Origin of the sequence: Salmonella sp. SAL00653 (assembly GCF_046552515.1) — a bacterium.
Lineage (GTDB): Bacteria > Pseudomonadota > Gammaproteobacteria > Enterobacterales > Enterobacteriaceae > Salmonella > Salmonella enterica.
On record NZ_JBGDTY010000013.1, the window covers coordinates 83,301 to 106,073 of the forward strand.

Genomic DNA, 22,773 nt, shown 5'->3' on the forward strand with positions numbered 1-22,773 from the left:
ACTATGCCGCTTCCTTAAAAAAGGAGGTGCGCGTATGGATACGTTGGACGAATTATTACCGCGTGAAAAAATGCTCAGATCCGGCATTGCTTCCCTCAGCGACGTGGAGTTGCTGGCGCTTTTTTTACGTACCGGCACGCCGGGAAAAGATGTTATGACGTTGGCAAAAGAGATATTGCAGCACTTTGGGTCGCTGTATGGCCTGCTGTCGGCGGACTTTGCGCAGTTTCGCGGCGTAAACGGCATCGGCCTGGCGAAATTCGCGCAGTTGAAAGGCATTGCTGAGCTGGCAAGGCGCTATTACAGCGTGCGCATGAATGAGGAAAGTGCGTTGCTGAGTCCGGAAATGACGCGGGAATTTCTGCAAAGCCAACTGACGGGCGAAGAGCGTGAGATCTTTCTGGTGATCTTCCTCGATGCCCAGCACCGGGTGCTTCAGCACAGCCGCCTGTTTTCCGGCACGCTTAACCACGTAGAGGTGCATCCGCGTGAGATTGTTCGGGAAGCGATTAAACTCAATGCTTCAGCGGTCATTCTGGCGCATAACCACCCTTCAGGCTGCGCAGAGCCAAGTAAAGCAGATAAACTTATCACTGAGCGCGTGATAAAGTGTTGCCAGTTTATGGATATCCGGGTGCTCGATCACCTGATAATTGGGCGCGGAGAGTACGTTTCTTTTGCCGAACGCGGCTGGATTTAAGATTCTTTGCGCGATCCATCGGGATCTTTGTCTGTTCGGGACTTGAGCATATCGCCGGGTCAGCGTATACTACGCCACCTTTGAGAATCTCGGGTTTGGCATTTGGGCCTGGCAATCGAGAGTTCAATAGAACTGCGCGATGACCAGGCTGTAAAGCCTGACGAGGCGCCGATACCCCATACGAAGCTCGAGCTAATTTGATTTTTGGAGAATAGACATGTCCCGAGTCTGCCAAGTTACTGGCAAGCGTCCGGTGACCGGTAACAACCGTTCCCACGCACTGAACGCGACTAAACGCCGTTTCCTGCCTAACCTGCACTCTCACCGTTTCTGGGTTGAGAGCGAGAAGCGTTTTGTCACCCTGCGTGTATCTGCTAAAGGTATGCGTATCATCGATAAAAAAGGCATCGAAACAGTTCTGTCTGAACTGCGTGCCCGTGGCGAAAAGTACTAAGTACTAAGAGGAAATAAATCATGGCTAAAGGTATTCGTGAGAAAATCAAGCTGGTTTCTTCTGCTGGTACTGGTCACTTCTATACCACGACGAAGAACAAACGTACTAAGCCGGAAAAACTGGAACTGAAAAAATTCGATCCAGTTGTCCGTCAGCACGTGATCTACAAAGAAGCGAAAATCAAATAATTCTCGCTTTGATGTAACAAAAACCTCGCTTCGGCGGGGTTTTTTGTTTTCTGGCCGTCCCCATATTAATGAGACCTGCCACACAGCCGGAGACGTTATGCCTGAATTACCCGAAGTTGAAACCAGCCGCCGGGGTATTGAACCCCATTTAGTTGGCGCTACTATCCTGCACGCCCATATCCGTAACGGCCGTCTGCGCTGGCCGGTTTCAGATGAAATTTATCGTCTGAGCGATACACCCGTCCTTAGCGTTCAGCGTCGTGCTAAATATCTACTGCTGGAGCTGCCTGACGGCTGGATAATTATTCACCTGGGGATGTCGGGAAGCTTGCGGATACTGCCGGAAGCGCTGCCGGCGGAAAAGCACGACCATGTCGATTTGGTGATGAGCAACGGCAAAATTCTACGTTATACCGATCCTCGCCGCTTTGGCGCCTGGTTATGGACCAAAGAGCTGGAAGGGCATAACGTACTGGCGCATCTGGGACCGGAGCCGCTAAGCGATGAGTTTAATGGCGAATATTTGCAGCAGAAATGCGCGAAGAAGAAGACGGCGATTAAACCCTGGCTGATGGATAACAAGCTGGTGGTCGGCGTGGGGAATATCTACGCCAGCGAGTCGCTGTTTGCCGCTGGTATTCACCCTGACCGCCTGGCGTCGTCACTCTCGACAGAGGAGTGCGATCTGCTGGCGCGGGTGATTAAAGCCGTTTTGCTGCGCTCTATTGAACAAGGCGGGACAACGCTGAAGGATTTTCTGCAAAGCGATGGGAAACCGGGCTATTTTGCGCAGGAGTTGCAGGTGTACGGGCGCAAAGGCGAGCCGTGTCGGGTATGCGGTACGCCGATAGTCGCAACGAAACACGCACAGCGTGCGACGTTCTATTGCCGTCACTGTCAGAAGTAAAACGCCAGGCCGGCAAGGAAGGATACTTATTTCAACTTATCCATTAGCGCCTGATGCACATTGTCCGGCAGAAAGTGGGTCACATCGCCCTGATGGCGCGCCACTTCTTTGACCAGCGACGATGAGATAAACGACCACTCTTTGGACGGTATCAGGAAAACGCTTTCCAGTTGCGGTATCAGATGGCGATTCATATGCGCCAACTGCATTTCATATTCAAAATCCGCCACCGCGCGCAGACCACGAATCAGGATATTCGCCTGTCTGTCGCGGGCGAAATTGGCCATCAGGTCGCTAAAGCCCACCACCTCTACGTTACCCAGGTGTGCGGTCGCTTTTTGCGCCAGCGCCACACGTTCGTCCAGGGTGAACATGGGTTTCTTGCCGGGGCTGGCGGCGATAGCCAGAATGACATGGTCGAACATCTGCGTTGCGCGCGTCACAATATCGAGATGACCGTTAGTAATCGGATCAAACGTACCTGGATAAATCGCCCGTTTTTGCATGACAGTCCTCAATGCGTTTTCGGTGGCAGATAAGGTTCCAGCAGTTGCAGCAGACGCTGGAGCGCGCCCTGATTTTGATACAGCACTTCAACTGCGTGACGTCCGTAGAAATTACGATAATCAGCGTCGGTCAGTAAAGAGGAAACTTCTTTTGCCAGCGTAGCCGCATCGGTAATCGTGATAAGTCCGCTCGCCTGATCCAGACGGGCGCAAATATCTTTAAAGTTAAAGGTATGCGGACCCATCAGTACCGGAATCGCATGAGCGGCAGCCTCCAGCGGGTTATGACCGCCGCGTTCAACCAGCGAACCACCAACAAAGGCGAGATCGGCAATGCCATAGAGCAACATTAATTCGCCCATGGTATCGCCTACCACGACCTGGGTGCTGGCGGACGGCACTTCACCCGAAGAGCGAGTGATGTAGCTTAACCCTGCCTGACGCACAAGATTGATAGCATCCGGGAAACGCTCCGGATGGCGGGGCACCAGAATCAGTAATAAATTCGGGAATTGATGTAATAACGCCTGGTGAGCGGCGATAACGATACTCTCTTCGCCATCGTGGGTGCTGGTGGCAATCCAGACCGGACGGTGCGGCGCCCACTGGCGGCGTAGCGTAACGGCTTTAGCCGCCAACTGCGGCGTAACTGAAATATCAAATTTCAGACTGCCGGTGACCGTGACCTGATTGTTCTTCGCGCCCAATGCCACAAAGCGTTCGCCATCTTCTTCGTTTTGCGCGGCAATCAGGGTGATACGGCGCAGGAGCGTACGGACAAACTTGCCAAGCTTCGCATAACCCGCGGCGGAGCGGGCGGAAAGCCGCGCATTAGCGATAACCAGCGGAATATGACGTTTGTGCAACGCAGCAATCAGATTTGGCCAGAGCTCAGTCTCCATGATCAATACCAGCTTAGGATCAATCTTATTGAGGAAACGATTGAGCGCATCGGGCAAATCATAAGGCAAGTAAACGTGCTGAACATCGTTGCCAAAGGCGGACTGGACGCGCTCCGAGCCGGTCGGCGTCATGGTCGTTACGGTAATAGGCAGATCGGGATAGCGATGACGTAGAGCGCGGACCAATGGGATGGCCGCCAGAGTTTCGCCCACCGAGACGGAATGCAGCATGATTCCGCCCGGTTTCAACGGACGGCGGTAGAATCCGTAGCGTTCACCCCAGCGCTTACGATAGGCCGGCGCTTTACGTCCACGCACCCAAAGCCGTATCCAGATCAGAGGCTGAATAAGGTAGAGAAGAGCGGTGTAAAGCAATTCGAGCATAGTAAATAGCTGACTTATGGATGTGCTGGGGATTCTATGTATTTAGCCTGGGCTTTACCATTACTTTTCCCATTTTTGCGCCAAATTGGCTCAGAAGCGAGGATTCCAGGCGCTGAACCCCATTATTTTTGCATTTTTACGCAATCCATTGAAATTTGCCGCCCTTGTCGCCCCAGACAATGGGAATGACCATTCACAAGAGAGGGATAAATTAATATCTCTTTGAATTTATGATTAAAAAAATGATTGTGTATGAAAATTATTCGTATCGGATTGCTGCGAAAGAAGTGTTACACTAGCGCATCTAAAATGAGTGCGGTATTAGCCATCGGGTTGCTGTGAAGCCTGGGGCGGTAGCGTGCTTTTTTCTGCTTATTTATCCGGACAATTTCAACCAAAGAGTCGCTTGTGGAAAAGCCATTTCGAAGAATTCTGATTATAAAAATGCGTTTTCATGGAGACATGTTACTTACCACTCCTGTCATCAGTACGCTGAAGCAGAATTATCCCGATGCAAAAATCGATGTGCTTCTTTACCAGAACACCATACCGATATTGTCGGAAAATCCGGAGATTAATGCACTCTACGGCATCAGTAACAAAGGCGCAGGAACAAAAGAGAAGATCAAAAACGCGCTATCGTTAATCAAAAAATTGCGTGCTAACTCGTATGATCTGGTCGTCAATCTCACCGATCAGTGGAGCGTGGCGCTTATTGTGCGTTTTTTAAACGCAAAAATAAAAATCTCGCAGGATTTCGGTAATCGTCAGTCTGCTTTATGGAAAAAAAGCTTTACGTATTTAGTACCTTATGCGGGAGAACATGCTGTTGAGCGCACATTATCCGCGCTAAAGCCGTTAGCGCTAAAACAGTATGTCACGGAAACCACCATGAGCTATCGCCCGGAACATTGGGAAAACATGCGACAACAGCTCAAACAACTTGGTGTGACCCGACAATATGTTGTTATTCAGCCTACGGCACGGCAGCTATTTAAGTGCTGGGATAATGATAAATTCTCGCAGGTTATTGATGCCGTGCAGCGCCGCGGTTATCAAGTTGTACTGACGTCAGGCCCGGCCGCAGACGAGATGGCCTGCGTGGATGCTATTGCACGCGGCTGTGAGACAAAACCGGTTACTGGTCTGGCGGGTAAAACTCGCTTTCCTGAATTGGGCGCGTTGATTGGCCATGCGGATCTCTTTATCGGCGTTGATTCGGCCCCTGGTCATATTGCCGCAGCAGTCAAAACGCCGGTCATTTGCCTTTTCGGCGCGACGGATCATGTGTTCTGGCGTCCCTGGACCGACGACATCATTCAGTTTTGGGCAGGCAATTATCAGCCGATGCCTGAACGGCATGAGCTTGATCGTAATAAAAAATACCTTTCTGTGATTCCGGCTGAAGATGTTATCGCCGCGACGGAAAAAATGCTGCCGCATGAGGCACGCACCATAGATTTGGACAGCCTGCTATGAGAGTTGCCTTTTGCTTATATAAATATTTTCCTTTTGGCGGTCTGCAGCGTGATTTTATGCGCATTGCCCAAACCGTGGCGGCGCGAGGTCATCAGGTTCGTGTTTATACTCAGTCATGGGAAGGGGAATGCCCGGATAACTTTGAATTAATCCGCGTGCCGGTTAAATCCCGGACGAACCACGGTCGTAACGCAGAATATTATGCCTGGGTGCAACACCATTTGCGCGACCACCCTGTCGATCGGGTGGTTGGATTCAATAAGATGCCGGGCCTTGATGTGTATTACGCCGCAGACGTGTGTTACGCCGAAAAAGTCGCACAGGGAAAAGGATTTTTCTATCGCCTGACATCACGCTATCGGCATTATGCTGCTTTTGAACGCGCCACGTTTGAACACGGCAAGCAGACACAACTATTAATGCTGACGAATAAGCAGATTGCTGACTTCCAAAAACATTATCAGACTGAAGCGGAGCGTTTCCATATTCTTCCTCCGGGGATTTACCCGGACAGAAAATATAGCCAACAGATCCCAAACAGTCGTCAAATTTATCGTCAGAAAAATGGTATCTCAGAACAGCAAAAATTACTGTTGCAAGTAGGGTCTGACTTCACCCGTAAAGGTGTGGATCGCTCTATTGAAGCGCTGGCATCGCTACCCGAATCTTTACGGCAAAATACGGTGCTCTATGTTGTCGGGCAGGATAAGCCGAAGAAGTTTGCAGCACTGGCTGAAAGAAGCGGCGTCGGCACGAATGTGCATTTTTTCTCCGGACGTAATGATATCGCGGAGTTAATGGCGGCAGCCGACCTTTTACTGCATCCAGCCTATCAGGAAGCTGCAGGTATTGTTTTGCTGGAAGCCATTACTGCTGGTTTGCCGGTGCTGACAACTGCGGTGTGCGGTTATGCACATTATATTGTGGATGCCAACTGTGGCGAAGCGATGACTGAACCATTCCGTCAGGATGCGCTAAATGAGGTTTTACTCAAAGCGCTGACACAGCCTTCCTTACGCAACGCCTGGGCTGAAAATGCGCGGTATTATGCTGATACCCAGGATTTATACAGCTTACCGGAGAAGGCTGCAGATATTATTACAGGTGATTTAGATGGTTGAGCTGAAAGCTCCGTTAACCACACTATGGCGCGGTAAAGATGCTTTTGAGGAAGTGAAAACGTTACAGGGCGAAGTGTTCAGAGAGCTGGAGACGCGTCGAACATTGCGGTTTGAGCTGGACGGCAAAAGTTACTTCCTGAAGTGGCATAAAGGCACTTCGCTGAAAGAAATTGTGAAGAACCTGATTTCGTTACGTATGCCTGTTCTGGGCGCTGACAGAGAATGGCACGCCATTCATCGTCTACATGAGCTGGGCGTTGATACGATGCACGGCGTTGGTTTTGGTGAAAAAGGCGTAAACCCGCTAACCAGAACATCATTTATTATCACCGAAGATTTAACGCCTACCATTAGCCTTGAAGACTACTGTGCTGACTGGGCTGTTAATCCACCGGACGCGCAGGTGAAGTGGATGATCATTAAGCGTGTTGCGACTATGGTACGTAAAATGCACGCCGGGGGAATTAACCATCGCGACTGTTATATTTGCCACTTTCTTCTGCATTTACCTTTCACTGGTCGCGAAGAGGATTTAAAAATCTCCGTAATCGACCTGCATCGCGCGCAGATACGCCAGCACGTTCCCCTTCGCTGGCGTGACAAAGATTTAATTGGGCTTTATTTTTCTTCAATGAATATTGGCCTGACTCAGCGAGATATATTCCGGTTTATGCGTGAGTATTTCTCTCTCCCCCTGCGAGAGATTTTGCAAAAAGAATCGGGGTTGATTCACCAGGCAGATGTTAAAGCCGCTCGAATTAAAGAAAGAACAATAAGAAAAAATCTGTAATTATAATAATTATGCACTCAGTGAGTAATTTATGAGTGAGACAAGGATAGACAGAATGTCTAACATTAAAAGTTATATTTCAAACCAAAAAAACATAATTCAACATGATGATTTTTTTGGAGGAAGACTGGACATTGCTCTTTGCTTTGATCATGGTTTTATAATGCCAGCAGGTGTGGCAATATATTCCATTATCGAAAATAATAAAGATATTGACTACGCCTTAAAGCAAAAAGAGAGATGTCAGGTAAAAATTACTCTATAGGGTTATATTACTATTTTTGCTATTTAATATCTAAAGTCTTTAGATTAAGGTTTTAACTCTGGGGTATATATGAAAATAGCTTTTATTGGCGAAGCGGTATCCGGTTTTGGAGGGATGGAAACCGTTATTAGCAACGTTATCCATACGTTTGAAAATAGCTCTCCGAAAATCAACTGTGAAATGTTTTTCTTTTGTCGTAATGACAAAATGGATAAAGCATGGCTAAAAGAGATTAAATATGCGCAATCATTCTCAAATATAAAATTAAGTTTTCTTCGTCGAGCTAAGCATGTTTATAATTTTAGTCAATGGCTGAAAGAAACGTCACCGGATATTGTGATATGTATTGATGTCATCTCATGTCTTTATGCCAATAAAGCACGAAAGAAAAGTGGTAAACAGTTTACTATTTTCTCGTGGCCGCATTTTTCGCTCGACCATAAAAAACATGCAGAATGTATAACGTACGCGGATTATCATCTGGCCATCAGTAGTGGTATTAAAGAACAGATGATGGCACGGGGTATCTCAGCGCAAGATATTAGCGTCGTTTATAATCCTGTCTCTATTAAAACAATCATTGTGCCGCCGCCTGAACGTGATAAACCCGCTGTATTTCTCTATGTAGGGCGTCTTAAATTTGAAGGGCAGAAAAGAGTTAAAGATTTATTTGATGGCTTAGCTCGTACGACAGGGGAATGGCAGCTACATATTATTGGTGATGGCTCAGATTTTGAAAAGTGCCAGGCCTATAGTCGGGAGCTTGGTATTGAGCAGCGTGTGATCTGGTATGGTTGGCAAAGCGCGCCGTGGCAAGTCGTACAGCAAAAAATAAAAAATGTCACCGCGTTACTACTTACCTCTGCGTTTGAGGGATTTCCTATGACCCTGCTGGAAGCAATGTCATATGGAATTCCGTGTATTAGTTCTGATTGTATGTCTGGCCCGCGCGATATGATTAAACCCGGTTTGAATGGTGAGCTTTACACTCCGGGTGCTATAGATGATTTTGTAGGACACCTTAATCGCGTTATTTCTGGTGAAGTAAAATATCAGCATGATATTATTCCCGGCACGATTGAGAGATTTTACGATGTGCTATATTTTAAAAATTTTAATAATGCAATATTCTCGAAATTACAAAAGTGATCACTATGAGCAGAAAATATTTTGAAGAAGAAGTCATTCAACAGACTTTAGATTATAACTATGCACAACATAGTGATGCTGCTAAATTTAATATAGCTTATGGGATTGATAAAAACTTTCTTTTTGGCTGTGGTGTCTCTATTGCATCGGTTCTCCTCGCTAACCCAGAGAAGGCGTTAGCTTTCCATGTTTTTACCGATTTCTTTGGCTCTGAAGACCAGCAGCGATTTGAGGCATTAGCAAAACAGTACGCTACGCAGATTGTTGTTTACCTAATCGACTGTGAGCGCTTAAAATCGCTACCCAGTACCAAAAACTGGACCTATGCAACATACTTTAGATTCATTATCGCCGATTATTTTTCAGATAAAACAGATAGAGTACTTTATCTGGATGCAGATATTGCATGTAAGGGGAGTATTCAGGAACTTATTGATCTTAATTTTGCTGAAAATGAGATTGCGGCTGTCGTTGCTGAAGGCGAGTTGGAATGGTGGACTAAGCGCTCGGTTAGCCTGGCAACGCCTGGGCTGGTTTCTGGCTATTTTAATGCCGGTTTTATTTTAATTAACATACCTCTTTGGACCGCAGAAAATATCTCTAAGAAAGCGATTGAAATGCTAAAAGATCCAGAGGTAGTACAGCGCATAACGCACCTTGATCAGGATGTATTAAATATATTGTTAGTGAATAAAGCGCGTTTTGTTGATAAAAAATTTAATACACAATTTAGTCTTAACTATGAATTAAAAGATTCAGTTATTAATCCAGTCGATGCTGAGACTGTATTTGTTCATTATATCGGACCAACGAAGCCCTGGCATAGTTGGGGGGCTTACCCTGTGTCACAATATTTTTTACAGGCTAAGAGCAACTCACCGTGGTCTCATTGTGCACTTTTAAATCCAGTCACTAGCCATCAGTTACGTTATGCGGCAAAGCATATGTTTAATCAGAAGCATTATACTTCGGGTATAAATTACTATATAGCCTACTTTAAACGTAAACTTCTTGAATAAAACCCATAGGTGATGTAATGGATTCATTTCCTGAGATAGAAATAGCTGAATATAAAGTTTTTGATGAAAGTAATAATAATGATGATAACGTATTAAACATTTCTTATGGTGTTGATGAAAACTATCTTGATGGTGTGGGGGTATCAATCGCTTCAGTTGTATTAAACAATAATATCCCGCTCGCTTTTCACATTATTTGTGACTCATACTCTCCGTGTTTTGTAAAATATATAGAGCGTTTAGCCGTACAGCATCACATAAAAATTTCTCTTTATCTTATTAAAGTAGAAAGCCTTGAAGTATTGCCTCAAACTAAAGTATGGTCGAGAGCAATGTATTTTCGTTTATTTGCTTTCGATTATCTCAGCAAGAAGGTAAACACCTTACTTTATTTGGATGCCGATGTTGTATGCAAAGGATCTTTGCAAGATCTTCTACAACTTGATTTGACAGAGAAGATTGCTGCGGTCGTAAAAGATGTTGATTCCATCCAGAATAAGGTAAATGAGAGATTAAGAGCATTTAATTTACAAGGTGGTTATTTTAACTCCGGCGTGGTTTTTGTTAACCTGAAATTATGGAAAGAGAATGCCTTAACTGAAAAGGCATTTTTACTTCTGGCAGGTAAAGAAGCTGACTCTTTTAAATATCCCGATCAGGATGTTTTGAATATTCTCCTACAGGACAAAGTCATTTTTCTACCGCGACCGTATAATACCATTTATACTATCAAAAGTGAGTTGAAAGATAAGTCACATAAAAAATATAGCAATATAATTAATGATAATACTGTTTTAATTCATTATACGGGCGCTACAAAACCATGGCATGCCTGGGCAAATTATCCTTCAGTTATCTATTATAAAAATGCACGACTGAACTCGCCCTGGAAAGATTCTCCTGCAAAAGATGCGCGTACCATAGTCGAATTTAAGAAGCGATATAAACATCTTCTCGTGCAGGGCCATTATTTTAAAGGCCTGCTGGCTGGAAGCGCATATCTTTATCGTAAACTTTTCCACAAATAATTCCCCTCCCTAAATCTCCATTATGATTATTGAAAAAAAGATTAAAAACTATACCGTCTTTGTCAAAAAAGACGGTGAAAAATACATTGGGATATTCAAAGATTTTCTATCTTATAATCATCAGGTTATTAAAGTCTTCCGTAATATAGAAGATACAAAAGTTGTATTGATTAATACAGACTACGGAAAATATATTCTCAAAGTATTTAGCCCAAAAGTAAAAAATACTGAACGCTTTTTTAAATCGTTAGTAAAAGGGGATTACTACGAAAAGCTTTTTCATCAGACAGATCGTGTGCGGCGTGAAGGGTTTGCGGCGCTTAATGATTTTTACCTGCTGGCGGAAATTAAAACATTACGCTATGTAAAAACATACGTGATGATAATTGAGTATATTGAAGGTATTGAACTTGTTGATATGCCAGAAATTTCTGACGAGGTGAGAGGGAAAATCAAACAGTCGATATATTCTCTGCATCAACATGGTATGGTTTCGGGCGATCCCCATAAAGGTAACTTTATCCTGCAAGGCAATGAGATCAGAATTATCGATTTGTCCGGAAAAAGACCTTCCAGACAACGAAAAGCAAAGGATCGTATTGATTTAGAAAGACATTATGGTATCAAAAATAATGTGAGAGATATCGGATTTTACTTATTGATTTATAAGAAAAAACTTCGAAATTTCTTGCGTCGTATTAAGGGTAAGGAAAAGCGCTGATCAATGTAGCACGTTTGGTTTAATTTAAGGGGCTGACTGACTTTTATTTGCTGCAGCGTTATGACATACTTGAGAGAATTTGAGATGTAATATTAGTTATTGAATATAACATTTATTTATAGGTTGCATGATAAACATACGAGTTTTTTATGGGCAGCGTTAACTTCATAACTCACGCCGATGTTCTGCAACTTATTGCGAAAAGAACGGCTGAAGATTGTATTATTTTTCTTTCTGGTCCTACGTCCAGAAAGACGCCGCTGTCCTTGTTACGAATGAAAGATGTCATTGCAGTCAATGGTTCTGTTCAATATTTGCTAAACAATAACGTCAAGCCATTTTTGTACCTTCTGACGGATGTTCGCTTCCTCCATCGCCGGCGCGAAGATTTTTATAACTTTAGCCGTAACAGTCAGTTTACTATCGTCAATCTTGATGTGTACGAACAGGCTTCAGTGGATGATCAAAAATATATTGAAGAAAACTGTTTAATTATTCGCTCCTTTTATCGCCGAGAAAAAGGGGGCTTTTTAAAGAAAATTAAATTTAATATCCTCAAGCGGGTTCATAAAGCATTACTTATTTCAGTTCCTCTTTCGAAAAGAGGGCGACTGGCTGGATTTTGCAAGGATATCAGCATCGGGTATTGCTCTTGCCATACTATTGCTTATACCGCTATTCAAGTTGCCTATTCCCTTAAGTATGGTCGTATTATATGTTCTGGGCTTGACTTAACAGGGAGTTGCCCACGTTTCTATGACGAATCTACCAGCCCTATGCCATCTGAGCTTAGTAAAGACTTGTTTAAAATACTGCCATTTTTTACTTTTATGAGAAAAAATGTGAGTGATTTAAATATCTTTAATTTATCAGATGATACTGCAATTCATTACGATGTTATTCCATATATTACAGCCTCGGAACTTGAGGATGAAATATATTACGATAAAATTGTCTAGACACTAGATAAATCATTATTTTGCGTTGCTTCGGCACGCATTTCTTTTTCTATAACATTTCTTTTTCTATAAAGTTAACTATTCTGGATTATAGCTATTATGATTAAAAAAATCATATTTACTGTTACTCCTATATTTTCAATTCCTCCTCGTGGTGCGGCTGCGGTAGAAACCTGGATTTACCAGGTTGCAAAACGACTATCAATACCGAGTGCTATTGCTTGTATAAAGAATGCTGGCTATCCTGAATATAATAAAATAAACGATAACTGTGATATTCATTACATTGGGTTTAGTAAAGTTTATAAGCGTCTTTTTCAGAAATGGACTCGTCTCGACCCACTACCCTATTCCCAGCGTGTCCTTAATATTAGAGATAAAGTGACTACCCAGGAAGATAGCGTCATTGTTATTCATAATAGTATGAAACTGTATCGGCAGATCAGAGAGCGCAATCCAAATGCAAAACTGGTTATGCACATGCATAACGCATTTGAACCAGAACTGCCTGATAATGATGCAAAAATTATCGTGCCCAGTCAGTTTCTTAAAGCGTTTTATGAAGAAAGATTGCCCGCCGCTGCTGTTAGTATTGTGCCTAATGGTTTTTGTGCTGAGACTTATAAAAGAAACCCACAAAATAACCTCCGTCAGCAATTAAATATTGCGGAAGAGGCCACCGTTCTCTTATATGCCGGGAGAATTTCGCCTGATAAAGGCATCCTGTTGCTTTTGCAGGCGTTCAAAAAATTACGTACCTTAAAAAGTAATATTAAACTTGTCGTTGTTGGCGACCCTTATGCAAGCCGCAAGGGTGAAAAAGCAGAGTATCAAAAGAAAGTACTGGACGCCGCAAAAGAGATTGGAACTGATTGTATTATGGCTGGGGGGCAATCTCCTGACCAGATGCATAACTTCTATCATATAGCCGATCTGGTTATTGTGCCATCTCAGGTTGAAGAAGCATTTTGCATGGTGGCTGTAGAAGCGATGGCAGCAGGAAAAGCGGTTCTTGCCAGCAAAAAAGGGGGGATTAGCGAATTTGTGTTAGATGGCATAACGGGCTATCACCTCGCAGAACCTATGTCGAGCGACAGTATAATTAATGATATTAACCGTGCGCTTGCTGATAAGGAACGCCACCAGATTGCCGAAAAAGCAAAATCCCTGGTGTTTTCAAAATACAGTTGGGAAAATGTAGCGCAGCGTTTCGAGGAACAAATGAAAAGCTGGTTTGATAAGTGATTGAGTCCGGATGATGGAAAACGCGCTGATACCGTAATAAGTATCAGCGCGTTTTTTTTATCTATTTCTTAGCGCCAGCAGAAAACCGGTAATGATACCAATTTGAGCAATATCGACCTGTTCAAAATTGCCGCGAACGATATAAAAACCGACGAAAGATAAAAATAGCAAGAGATGAGCATTGTAGGGGCTTATCTCTACTTTCCTGAAGGTAGAGCTAGCTGTTTCCCTGATGATAGCGCCATATAAATAGGCCAGGCTCGCCAGACCCAATATGCCTGCACTAAACCAGATGTACAGAATGGTATTATGCGGACCGATAGATTCTTTAAAGGTCCACGTTGGATAATCGACAACGCGTTTATTATAAACACTATCATAAACATCATTACTATAGCCGTAGCCCTTGATCGGGTTTTCCTGAATCAGTATCCACGCGGTGCCCTGGGTTCCGTTAGTATAGCGATATGAGCTATCTGTCTGCTGTAATTTATATAGTAGTCGCTCCTGATCCGGTTTATGGCTTTGCTGAGTGATAACTAAAACGCCAGCAATAACCAGGATAGCAGCGCCAATCCCCATTAGTTTCCACTGGCGGTTCAAAATCGCCCATAAAACGCCCACCACTAAAACTGCCAGCCATGCTCCCCGCGACAAGGTGCCTAACATTAAGAATAAGTAGACGGCGCTCAGCGCAAAGAAAGCGAGTTTGAGCGATGTTTTTCTGAATAGCCAGATATTCAACAATGCCGGGAACAGAAATACCATTGAATCAGATATATGTCGATGGTCATAGTTTGTAAATGGCATCACCCCCCTGGAATAGTCCTGAATATAAAAGACAATTTCTACCAGCGAACGTAATCCTAAACTTGTTAAAAAGGAGAAAAGTACTATTTTCGCAACCGTTTCTTTTGTTTCATCTTTTAATAGTACGGGGATTAATAAAGTATATAATAAGAAACCCTCCAGTACCGTATTTTCAAATTCCTTGAAACTTTCTTTCATATCTGGCGATATGAGTATGGAATAAACAAGCATTAATGATAATACTGCTACACTATAAAATACGCTATTTTTGAAAAGAGGAGAAAAACTTTTCGGTGAGCGTGAGACCTGATAAATCGCGGTGATAACCATAAGTATGATTATCAAATGTTTATAACGCGTAATACCATCCAGAAAATACGTAGCAACAAAAAGAAAAACCAGCGCTTTATTCCAGATCGGCTTCCATTTCTCTTTATTTAACGTTAATGATGTGGTTAGCATCTTTTCTCCACAATAGGTTTGGGATGAGACAGAGTCTCTTTAATGAATCTTTCCAAATACGCTTGTGGCATCTAAATTCGCCAGGTTCTGTTCTGGTGAGCAGCATGCCATTTGGTTCTTCCCATAACCTCCAATTAACCCAGGGTCCGTTGGGCCATATAGCGTAATATTCGGTCTGTCGAGCGCGGCGGTGAGATGGCTCAGGCCGGTATCAACCGATACGACAAATTTTGCGCCAGCCAGCACTCTGGCGACCTCCTCCAGGCTCATGCGCGGTAACACATCCACATAGTCAAAGCCTTCGGCCAGTCGTTTAGCCCGGGCCTCCTCATGAGGCGCGCCCCAGGGAAGTTTTATCCGTAATCCGGTGTTGCCCACCATACCGATAAGCTCGCGCCAGTTTGCTTCCGGCCAGTGTTTATCATCGCGGGTCGTGGCATGTAAAAACACCGCATACGGATCGCTAACCGCCTGCTGGCAATGCAGAAAATGTTTTGCGATGGCATAATCGCCCTGCGACTGCGGTTTATCGTATCCCAGGCTTTTGGCGAACAGCTCGCGCGTCCGTTCAACCGCATGTTGTTGCTTTGCGATATGGTGTTTACGGTTATAAAACAGGCTGGCCAGCGGTTCGCGGGCGGTACTCCAGTCCATACCGTGCTTTATCCCATGCGCCAGACGCGTCACCAGCGCCGCGCTTTTTACCAGCCCCTGCGCATCAATCACAGCGTCGTATTGGTATGCGCATACCGCCCGATGAAAGGCTATGCGTTCCGCTTTAATGGGCGCGGAAAACCAGGCCTTGCGCCAACGGCGAATAGCGACGGGAATCACGCGATCGACAGCACTGTGCCAGGACGGAATTTGCGCAAACCCTTCTTCGACAACCCAATCAAATTGAATCCCCGGAATCGCCTGTTGCGCGTCGGTAAGCGCAGGCAGGGTATGTAATACGTCGCCCATCGATGATGTTTTAACGATCAAAACCCGCATTAAACGCCCTCTTCCGACAACAGCGAACGAAGCTCTTCCAGAACCCGCTGCGGCGTGATATCGATCAGGCTCTGGTGATAGCCTTGCGCCGTATCACCTTTACGCACTTTGTGATAACCCGTAATGAGACGAATCACCCGGGCCTTATGAGACAGCGGCGGCGTGAAATCCGGGCTACTTGGGCCATACAAGGCGACCAGCGGGCGGTCGAGCGCCGCCGCGACGTGCATCAGTCCGGAATCGTTGGTGACGATGGCTTTACAGGCGGCTATCAGAATGACGGCCTGTTCCAGCTGGGTTTCCCCCGCCAGGTTGCGACACCATGCCTGCTGCTCGCTATTCAGCGCCGCCAGGATCTCATTTCCGGCTTCATGGTCTTTTGCCGAGCCAAACAGTACGACCTGGTACCCTTCGTTAATGAGCTGCTTTGCCAGTTCGGCGTAGTGATAGTGCGGCCAACGTTTTGCCGGGCCAAATTCCGCGCCGGGGCAAAAGCCGATCAGAGGACGTTCAGAAGATAGTGAAAAGTCGCTGCACATCAGCGACTTTTCACCCTCGCTAACCTGGAGCTGTGGCCAGAGTAGCGGCTGCGGCAGATCTTTCGCCGTGCGCATCACGCCCTTGTCATAGGCCAGCGCCACGTAGCGCTCTACCATCAGTGGCCAGGCGTCTTTATCAAGGACGCGCGCATCGTTCAGCAGGCCATAGCGCATTTCGCCGCGCCAGCCGGTACGGTGCGGGATATTGGCAAAGAAAGGAATCAGCGCCGATTTAAACGAATTTGGCAGCACCCAGGCGCGATCGTAGCGCTTCTCCCGCAGGCTATGGCCCAATCTGCGACGCTCGCCGATTTCCAGCGCGCCGTGGCCCAGCGGCATGGGTATCGCCTCGTTAACTTCCGGCATACGCGATAACAACGGACGGCACCAGGCAGGCGCCATCACGTCGATTATCGCCTGGGGATAGCGCGCTTTAAGCGTGCGATAGAGACTTTGCGACATCATCATGTCGCCCACCCAGGACGGGCCAATGACCAAAATTTTCATACTTACGCGTCGCGGTTCAGCCAGGCCATATACTCCGTGACGCCTTCGGCGACGGTCTTAAAGGGTTTGTCGTAGCCCGCGTTGCGTAGATTGGTTAAATCCGCCTGCGTAAACGCCTGATAGCGACCTTTCAGCTTATCCGGGAACGGAATGTATTCAATGCTGCCTTTTTTATGGTATGCCAGCGTCGCGTCGGCGACAGCCTGGAAAGATTCCGCACGGCCTGTGCCCAGGTTAAAGATGCCGGACTTGCCGCTTTCCAGGAACCACAGGTTAACGGCGGCCACATCGCCCACGTAAACGAAGTCGCGCTTGAAGTTTTCGCTGCCTTCAAACAGTTTCGGGCTTTCGCCGTTGTTTAACTGTGTATTCAGATGAAATGCCACGCTTGCCATGCTGCCTTTATGGCCTTCACGTGGTCCATAGACGTTGAAATAGCGGAAACCGACAATCTGCGAGTTCGCTTCTGGCAGGATCTGGCGCACATATTCATCAAACAGGAATTTAGAATAGCCGTAAACGTTAAGCGGTTTTTCGTATTCGCGCGATTCGATGAAATCAGACGTGCGACCGCCATAGGTGGCGGCAGAAGAGGCATAGAGGAACGGGATTCCGCGTTCAAGACAATAGTGCAGCAGCTCTTTGGAGTATTGATAGTTATTATCCATCATATACTTGCCGTCCCACTCGGTGGTGGAAGAGCAGGCGCCTTCATGGAAAATAGCTTCGATATCGCCGAGCTCTTCTCCGGACATAATCTGGATCAGGAAATCTTCCTTATCCATATAGTCAGCAATGTTCAGATCCACCAGGTTTACAAACTTGGTGCCGTCTTTCAGGTTATCCACCACCAGAATATCGGTGATACCTTTATCATTCAGGGCCTTAACGATATTGCTGCCGATAAAGCCCGCGCCGCCGGTAACGATGATCATAACTGTAACCTTTGAATTATGGTGTCAGAGACTGTCTCAGACATGAATGCTCTTATCATAACACTATTCATCCATTCACTGATAACCCGTGAGGATACGCGTGATTTATGCTGCATTTTAAAGAAGTGATGACGCGTCATCTCGTATCAACGTATCGCTTTGGGTAATATGTGCTGAAATTTGCCCAGTCTGGAGAATCGCAATGCGTGGGGATTTTTACAAACAGTTAACCAACGATCTGGAAACCGCCCGAGCGGAAGGATTGTTTAAAGAAGAGCGCATTATTACGTCTGCGCAGCAGGCGGATATCACCGTGGCGGATGGAAGCCACGTTATTAACTTTTGCGCCAATAACTATCTCGGGCTGGCGAATCACCCTGAGCTGATAAATGCCGCAAAAGCGGGCATGGACAGCCACGGTTTCGGTATGGCGTCCGTGCGTTTTATCTGCGGCACCCAGGACAGCCACAAAGCGCTGGAGCAAAAGCTGGCAAGCTTCCTCGGCATGGAAGATGCGATTCTGTATTCCTCCTGTTTCGACGCTAACGGCGGCTTGTTTGAGACGTTGCTGGGCGCGGAAGACGCTATTATTTCCGACGCGCTGAACCACGCGTCTATCATTGACGGCGTGCGTTTGTGTAAAGCGAAGCGCTATCGCTATGCCAACAACGATATGGCTGAGCTGGAAGCGCGGCTGAAAGAGGCGCGTGAAGCCGGCGCGCGTCATGTCCTGATCGCCACCGACGGGGTGTTCTCAATGGATGGCGTCATCGCCAATCTGAAAGGCGTCTGTGATCTGGCCGATAAATACGATGCGCTGGTGATGGTTGATGATTCTCACGCGGTAGGCTTTGTCGGCGAAAACGGTCGCGGTTCCCATGAATACTGCGACGTAATGGGCCGCGTAGATATTATTACCGGTACGCTGGGCAAAGCGTTAGGCGGCGCATCCGGCGGCTATACCGCGGCGCGCAAAGAGGTCGTTGAGTGGTTGCGTCAGCGTTCCCGCCCATATCTGTTCTCCAACTCCCTGGCGCCGGCGATCGTGGCGGCTTCTATTAAAGTGTTAGAGATGGTGGAAGCGGGCGCAGAACTGCGCGATCGCTTGTGGGCGAACGCCCGGCAGTTCCGTGAGCAGATGTCTGCCGCGGGATTTACGCTGGCAGGCGCGGATCACGCCATCATCCCGGTAATGCTGGGAGATGCGGTTGTCGCGCAGAAATTTGCCCGCGAACTGCAAAAAGAGGGCATTTACGTTACCGGTTTCTTTTATCCGGTCGTACCAAAAGGTCAGGCGCGTATTCGTACCCAGATGTCTGCGGCGCATACGCCTGAGCAAATTACGCGTGCGGTAGATGCGTTCACGCGTATTGGTAAACAACTGGGCGTGATTGCCTGAGGATGTAAGATGAAAGCGTTATCCAAACTGAAAGCGGAAGAGGGCATCTGGATGACCGACGTTCCGGAACCGGAAGTCGGCCATAACGATTTGCTGATTAAAATCCGTAAAACAGCCATCTGCGGTACTGACGTTCACATCTATAACTGGGATGACTGGTCGCAAAAAACCATCCCGGTTCCGATGGTCGTGGGGCATGAATATGTCGGCGAAGTGGTCGGCATCGGTCAGGAAGTGAAAGGCTTTAAAATCGGCGATCGCGTCTCCGGCGAAGGTCATATCACCTGCGGTCATTGCCGCAACTGCCGTGGCGGTCGTACTCACCTGTGTCGCAACACCACCGGCGTGGGCGTCAACCGTCCCGGCTGCTTCGCGGAATACCTGGTCATCCCGGCGTTCAATGCGTTTAAAATCCCGGATAACATTTCTGATGATTTAGCCTCTATTTTCGACCCGTTTGGTAATGCGGTGCATACGGCGTTGTCTTTCGATCTGGTCGGCGAAGATGTACTGGTATCGGGGGCGGGGCCAATCGGCGTAATGGCCGCCGCGGTGGCGAAACATGTCGGCGCGCGTCATGTGGTGATTACTGACGTCAATGAATACCGTCTGGAGCTGGCGCGCAAAATGGGCGTCACCCGCGCGGTCAACGTCGCGAAAGAGAGCCTGAACGACGTCATGGCGGAGCTGGGAATGACCGAAGGATTCGATGTGGGTCTGGAGATGTCCGGCGCGCCGCCGGCGTTTCGTACCATGCTGGACACCATGAATCACGGCGGTCGTATTGCGATGTTGGGGATTCCGCCATCAGATATGTCTATCGACTGGACAAAAGTTATCTTTAAGGGCTTGTTTATTAAAGGTATTTATGGTCGTGAGATGTTCGAAACGTGGTACAAAATGGCGGCGCTGATCCAGTCCGGTCTGGATCTGTCACCGATTATCACCCATCGTTTCTCTATTGATGATTTCCAGAAAGGTTTTGATGCCATGCGTTCAGGCCAGTCAGGAAAAGTTATTCTGAGCTGGGATTAATATGTATAGAGACCCGATAATTTTATCGGGTCTGATATACGTGTCATCGTAAAAGGTTGGTGTCATTCGCCAACCTTGTTTGTTAGGGAAAATCTGGAAAGCCGTAAAGAATTGTCATAGACATCAAGCATTCGTAATTGCGCTTTACTCTTATTTTACTCGCTAACGTCACGCTCTACTCTGAGTTTTGTGCTTGCTTTTTACTGTAAAAATTAATTATGGCGGCTTAATAGTTTCTTAATAGAGCCACAGTATAAAGGCAGGGTAAATTAAGGTTTTTCTGGTAATGGTTATGAAAAATAGTAAAACCAAAGTGAGTATCATTGTCCCGTTATATAATGCGGGAGCGGATTTTAATGCTTGCATGGCGTCATTAATCGCGCAAACGTGGTCGGCGCTGGAAATTATTATTGTGAATGATGGATCGACGGATCATTCCGTTGAGATAGCAAAACATTACGCGGAACATTACCCGCATGTTCGACTGCTTCATCAGGCCAATGCTGGCGCATCTGTCGCCCGTAATCTTGGCCTGCAAGCAGCGACCGGCGATTATGTCGCCTTTGTCGATGCCGATGACCTGGTCTACCCGAAGATGTATGAAACGCTGATGACCATGGCGCTTAACGATGATCTGGACGTTGCGCAGTGCAACGCGGACTGGTGCGTCCGAAAAACCGGGCACGCCTGGCAATCTATTCCGACCGATCGTCTGCGCTCCACCGGGGTATTAAGCGGACCGGATTGGTTGCGTATGGCGTTGGCCTCGCGGCGCTGGACGCATGTTGTCTGGATGGGCGTTTATCGACGTGCGTTAATTACCGATAACAATATTACTTTCGTTCCCGGACTACATCATCAGGACATATTATGGTCGACGGAAGTTATGTTTAATGCCACGCGCGTACGTTATACCGAACAATCATTATATAAATATTTCCTGCATGATAATTCGGTAAGCCGTTTGCAAAGACAAGGCAATAAAAATCTTAATTATCAGCGGCATTATATTAAAATTACGCGGTTATTAGAAAAGCTCAATCGTGATTATGCCCGTCGTATTCCGATTTACCCGGAGTTTCGCCAGCAAATTACCTGGGAAGCGTTACGCGTTTGTCATGCGGTACGTAAAGAGCCTGATATTTTGACCCGTCAGCGTATGATTGCCGAAATTTTTACTTCTGGCATGTATAGACGGATGATGGCTAACGTCCGCAGCGCGAAAGCAGCTTATCAGACGCTGCTCTGGTCCTTCCGGCTGTGGCAATGGCGCGACAAAACCTTGTCGCACCGTCGTATGGCCCGTAAGGCGCTCAATCTGTCTTAGCGCTCACGTTTTTAGGCGCGGCGATTTTCCCCCAGCCTTGCCACTGATGCTGAAACCAGACAACCACGGAACTTTGCGTAATGCTCTCGCCGATGACGCTGAAAAAGCGCGTAGCGTAGACCGGTTGCAGCGGTTTTTTCGGCTTGCACATCTTCACACCGCGAAAGGGATTGCGCGGCGCGTCAATTTTCTGCGGCGTCACACCCGGTCGGGACGTATCTACCTGCGGTTCGTTGAGCAGGCTGCCTGGACGTACCAGGGTGATATCCGCCGGCAGGCGATAAACCATCTGTTGCAGCACGCGAACCGTTGCGGGATGCGGATGACCAATCGCGATAGCGGAACCGTTGCGACGGGCCAGTTCGATAGCGCGATTAAACTGACGGCGAATATCCGCCTCGTTTTGCGTATCGTCGAGGAACACTTTACGCTTGAGCACTTTCACACCCGTACCGGATGCCGCGCGCATCGCCTGGCTATTGCCAATCGTCATGCTGTCGAGAAAATAGAGATTGTAATGTTCCAGCGCCTGCATAACTTTTTGCATACCGAACAGGCTGGAAGTCATTGCGCTGCCCATGTGGTTATTAAGCCCAACGGCATACGGCACGTTGTTTACCGCCTCGCGGATAATGCGCTCGATCTCATCGCTGCTCATATCTGGTCGCAGCGTATCCTTCTCCAGCGGCTGTTTGCTTAACGGCGCCATCGGCAGATGGATTAACACCTCATGCCCGCTATTGTGCGCTTTAGTTGCCATTTCGCGCGCGTGCGGCGCGTTGGGCAGTACGGCGACGGAGATGTTTGGCGGCAGCGCCAGAACCTGGTTTTCCGTATGCGGGCGATAGCCAAAATCATCAATCACGATGGCGAGCTTGCCAGCGAAAACGGGATGTGCAAACGCCAGCAAAGTGGCCAGCGTGAGAATGGAGCGACGAAACTGAGGCAA

The 22,773-nt window shown here is 46.9% G+C and carries 23 protein-coding genes and 1 pseudogene; 17 read left to right on the forward strand and 7 right to left on the reverse strand.

The features are described from left to right. The first annotated feature begins 34 nt into the window (after positions 1–34). The 4 genes from radC (at position 35) to mutM (ending at position 2,249) form a co-directional block, all read left to right on the forward strand. Positions 35–700, forward strand: coding sequence for a RadC family protein (gene radC / locus ACLJRU_RS15645; protein WP_000380129.1), 666 nt, complete (start codon positions 35–37; stop codon positions 698–700). Positions 701–917: 217 nt separating this feature from the next. Further along, positions 918–1,154 carry a 50S ribosomal protein L28 gene (rpmB, locus tag ACLJRU_RS15650; RefSeq protein WP_001519051.1) on the forward strand — a complete coding sequence of 79 codons (237 nt, stop codon included), beginning with the start codon at positions 918–920 and terminating at the stop codon, positions 1,152–1,154. A gap of 20 nt (positions 1,155–1,174) precedes the next feature. Beyond that, positions 1,175–1,342: a 50S ribosomal protein L33 gene (rpmG, locus tag ACLJRU_RS15655; RefSeq protein ID WP_001051798.1), complete on the forward strand. Its 168-nt coding sequence runs from the start codon at positions 1,175–1,177 to the stop codon at positions 1,340–1,342. A gap of 97 nt (positions 1,343–1,439) precedes the next feature. Next, positions 1,440–2,249, forward strand: coding sequence for a bifunctional DNA-formamidopyrimidine glycosylase/DNA-(apurinic or apyrimidinic site) lyase (mutM, locus tag ACLJRU_RS15660; protein ID WP_001114508.1), 810 nt, complete (start codon positions 1,440–1,442; stop codon positions 2,247–2,249). 26 nt (positions 2,250–2,275) lie between these two features. Here mutM and coaD read toward each other — a convergent pair whose 3' ends face one another. Continuing rightward, positions 2,276–2,755, reverse strand: coding sequence for a pantetheine-phosphate adenylyltransferase (gene coaD / locus ACLJRU_RS15665; protein ID WP_001171883.1), 480 nt, complete (start codon positions 2,753–2,755; stop codon positions 2,276–2,278). Positions 2,756–2,763: 8 nt separating this feature from the next. Continuing rightward, the gene (gene waaA / locus ACLJRU_RS15670) at positions 2,764–4,041 is read right to left on the reverse strand and encodes a lipid IV(A) 3-deoxy-D-manno-octulosonic acid transferase (RefSeq protein ID WP_000891582.1); all 1,278 of its coding nucleotides are present in this window, start codon (positions 4,039–4,041) and stop codon (positions 2,764–2,766) included. Positions 4,042–4,449: 408 nt separating this feature from the next. Here waaA and rfaQ point away from each other — a divergent pair, with 408 nt between their 5' ends. The 10 genes and pseudogenes from rfaQ (at position 4,450) to ACLJRU_RS15720 (ending at position 13,817) form a co-directional block, all read left to right on the forward strand. Continuing rightward, positions 4,450–5,520: a lipopolysaccharide core heptosyltransferase RfaQ gene (rfaQ, locus tag ACLJRU_RS15675; RefSeq protein WP_001541123.1), complete on the forward strand. Its 1,071-nt coding sequence runs from the start codon at positions 4,450–4,452 to the stop codon at positions 5,518–5,520. Continuing rightward, the gene (locus ACLJRU_RS15680) at positions 5,517–6,641 is read left to right on the forward strand and encodes a glycosyltransferase family 4 protein (RefSeq protein WP_001541122.1); all 1,125 of its coding nucleotides are present in this window, start codon (positions 5,517–5,519) and stop codon (positions 6,639–6,641) included. Before rfaQ ends, ACLJRU_RS15680 begins: the two co-directional genes overlap by 4 nt. After that, the gene (gene rfaP / locus ACLJRU_RS15685; protein WP_000229825.1) at positions 6,634–7,431 is read left to right on the forward strand and encodes a lipopolysaccharide core heptose(I) kinase RfaP; all 798 of its coding nucleotides are present in this window, start codon (positions 6,634–6,636) and stop codon (positions 7,429–7,431) included. The genes ACLJRU_RS15680 and rfaP overlap by 8 nt, the downstream gene beginning before the upstream one ends. Positions 7,432–7,486: 55 nt before the next feature. Continuing rightward, positions 7,487–7,648 (forward strand): annotated as a pseudogene (locus tag ACLJRU_RS15690) (glycosyltransferase family 8 protein); the annotation flags it as partial. 117 nt (positions 7,649–7,765) lie between these two features. Beyond that, positions 7,766–8,845 (forward strand): lipopolysaccharide 1,6-galactosyltransferase, encoded by a 1,080-nt coding sequence (gene waaB / locus ACLJRU_RS15695; RefSeq protein ID WP_000683982.1) that lies wholly within the window; start codon positions 7,766–7,768, stop codon positions 8,843–8,845. 5 nt (positions 8,846–8,850) lie between these two features. Further along, positions 8,851–9,864, forward strand: a complete 1,014-nt coding sequence (gene waaO, locus ACLJRU_RS15700; RefSeq protein ID WP_000088475.1) for a lipopolysaccharide 3-alpha-galactosyltransferase — start codon at positions 8,851–8,853, stop codon at positions 9,862–9,864. A 17-nt stretch (positions 9,865–9,881) separates the two neighbouring features. Continuing rightward, positions 9,882–10,892, forward strand: a complete 1,011-nt coding sequence (gene rfaJ / locus ACLJRU_RS15705) for a lipopolysaccharide 1,2-glucosyltransferase RfaJ (protein ID WP_000376861.1) — start codon at positions 9,882–9,884, stop codon at positions 10,890–10,892. Positions 10,893–10,914: 22 nt separating this feature from the next. Then, a complete protein-coding gene (rfaY, locus tag ACLJRU_RS15710; RefSeq protein ID WP_000582811.1) occupies positions 10,915–11,613 on the forward strand; it encodes a lipopolysaccharide core heptose(II) kinase RfaY in 699 nt (232 codons plus the stop codon). A 149-nt stretch (positions 11,614–11,762) separates the two neighbouring features. Then, a complete protein-coding gene (waaZ, locus tag ACLJRU_RS15715) occupies positions 11,763–12,572 on the forward strand; it encodes a 3-deoxy-D-manno-oct-2-ulosonate III transferase WaaZ (protein WP_000536019.1) in 810 nt (269 codons plus the stop codon). A 99-nt stretch (positions 12,573–12,671) separates the two neighbouring features. Beyond that, positions 12,672–13,817 carry a lipopolysaccharide N-acetylglucosaminyltransferase gene (locus ACLJRU_RS15720; RefSeq protein ID WP_001541120.1) on the forward strand — a complete coding sequence of 382 codons (1,146 nt, stop codon included), beginning with the start codon at positions 12,672–12,674 and terminating at the stop codon, positions 13,815–13,817. A gap of 57 nt (positions 13,818–13,874) precedes the next feature. On the opposite strand, the gene rfaL is transcribed toward ACLJRU_RS15720, so the two are convergent. The 4 genes from rfaL to rfaD are packed head-to-tail and all read right to left on the reverse strand — an operon-like array spanning position 13,875 to position 18,063. After that, entirely contained in the window at positions 13,875–15,089 is a 1,215-nt protein-coding gene (gene rfaL, locus ACLJRU_RS15725; RefSeq protein ID WP_000958473.1) for an O-antigen ligase RfaL, read from the reverse strand. Between the two features lie 39 nt (positions 15,090–15,128). Then, positions 15,129–16,082, reverse strand: coding sequence for a lipopolysaccharide heptosyltransferase RfaC (rfaC, locus tag ACLJRU_RS15730; RefSeq protein ID WP_001264611.1), 954 nt, complete (start codon positions 16,080–16,082; stop codon positions 15,129–15,131). Beyond that, positions 16,082–17,128 (reverse strand): ADP-heptose--LPS heptosyltransferase RfaF, encoded by a 1,047-nt coding sequence (gene rfaF / locus ACLJRU_RS15735; protein WP_000699197.1) that lies wholly within the window; start codon positions 17,126–17,128, stop codon positions 16,082–16,084. Before rfaF ends, rfaC begins: the two co-directional genes overlap by 1 nt. A gap of 2 nt (positions 17,129–17,130) precedes the next feature. After that, the gene (rfaD, locus tag ACLJRU_RS15740) at positions 17,131–18,063 is read right to left on the reverse strand and encodes an ADP-glyceromanno-heptose 6-epimerase (protein ID WP_000587778.1); all 933 of its coding nucleotides are present in this window, start codon (positions 18,061–18,063) and stop codon (positions 17,131–17,133) included. 202 nt (positions 18,064–18,265) lie between these two features. Between rfaD and kbl the strand changes: the two genes are divergently transcribed. The 3 genes from kbl (at position 18,266) to ACLJRU_RS15755 (ending at position 21,824) form a co-directional block, all read left to right on the forward strand. Next, on the forward strand, positions 18,266–19,462 hold the full coding sequence (kbl, locus tag ACLJRU_RS15745; RefSeq protein ID WP_001213790.1) for a glycine C-acetyltransferase: 1,197 nt from the start codon (positions 18,266–18,268) through the stop codon (positions 19,460–19,462). 9 nt (positions 19,463–19,471) lie between these two features. Beyond that, positions 19,472–20,497, forward strand: a complete 1,026-nt coding sequence (tdh, locus tag ACLJRU_RS15750; protein ID WP_000645990.1) for an L-threonine 3-dehydrogenase — start codon at positions 19,472–19,474, stop codon at positions 20,495–20,497. Between the two features lie 292 nt (positions 20,498–20,789). After that, positions 20,790–21,824, forward strand: coding sequence for a glycosyltransferase (locus ACLJRU_RS15755; protein ID WP_000798200.1), 1,035 nt, complete (start codon positions 20,790–20,792; stop codon positions 21,822–21,824). On the opposite strand, the gene ACLJRU_RS15760 is transcribed toward ACLJRU_RS15755, so the two are convergent. Then, positions 21,811–22,773, reverse strand: coding sequence for a divergent polysaccharide deacetylase family protein (locus ACLJRU_RS15760; RefSeq protein WP_001135521.1), 963 nt, complete (start codon positions 22,771–22,773; stop codon positions 21,811–21,813). The two genes, ACLJRU_RS15755 and ACLJRU_RS15760, sit on opposite strands and share 14 nt — an antisense overlap.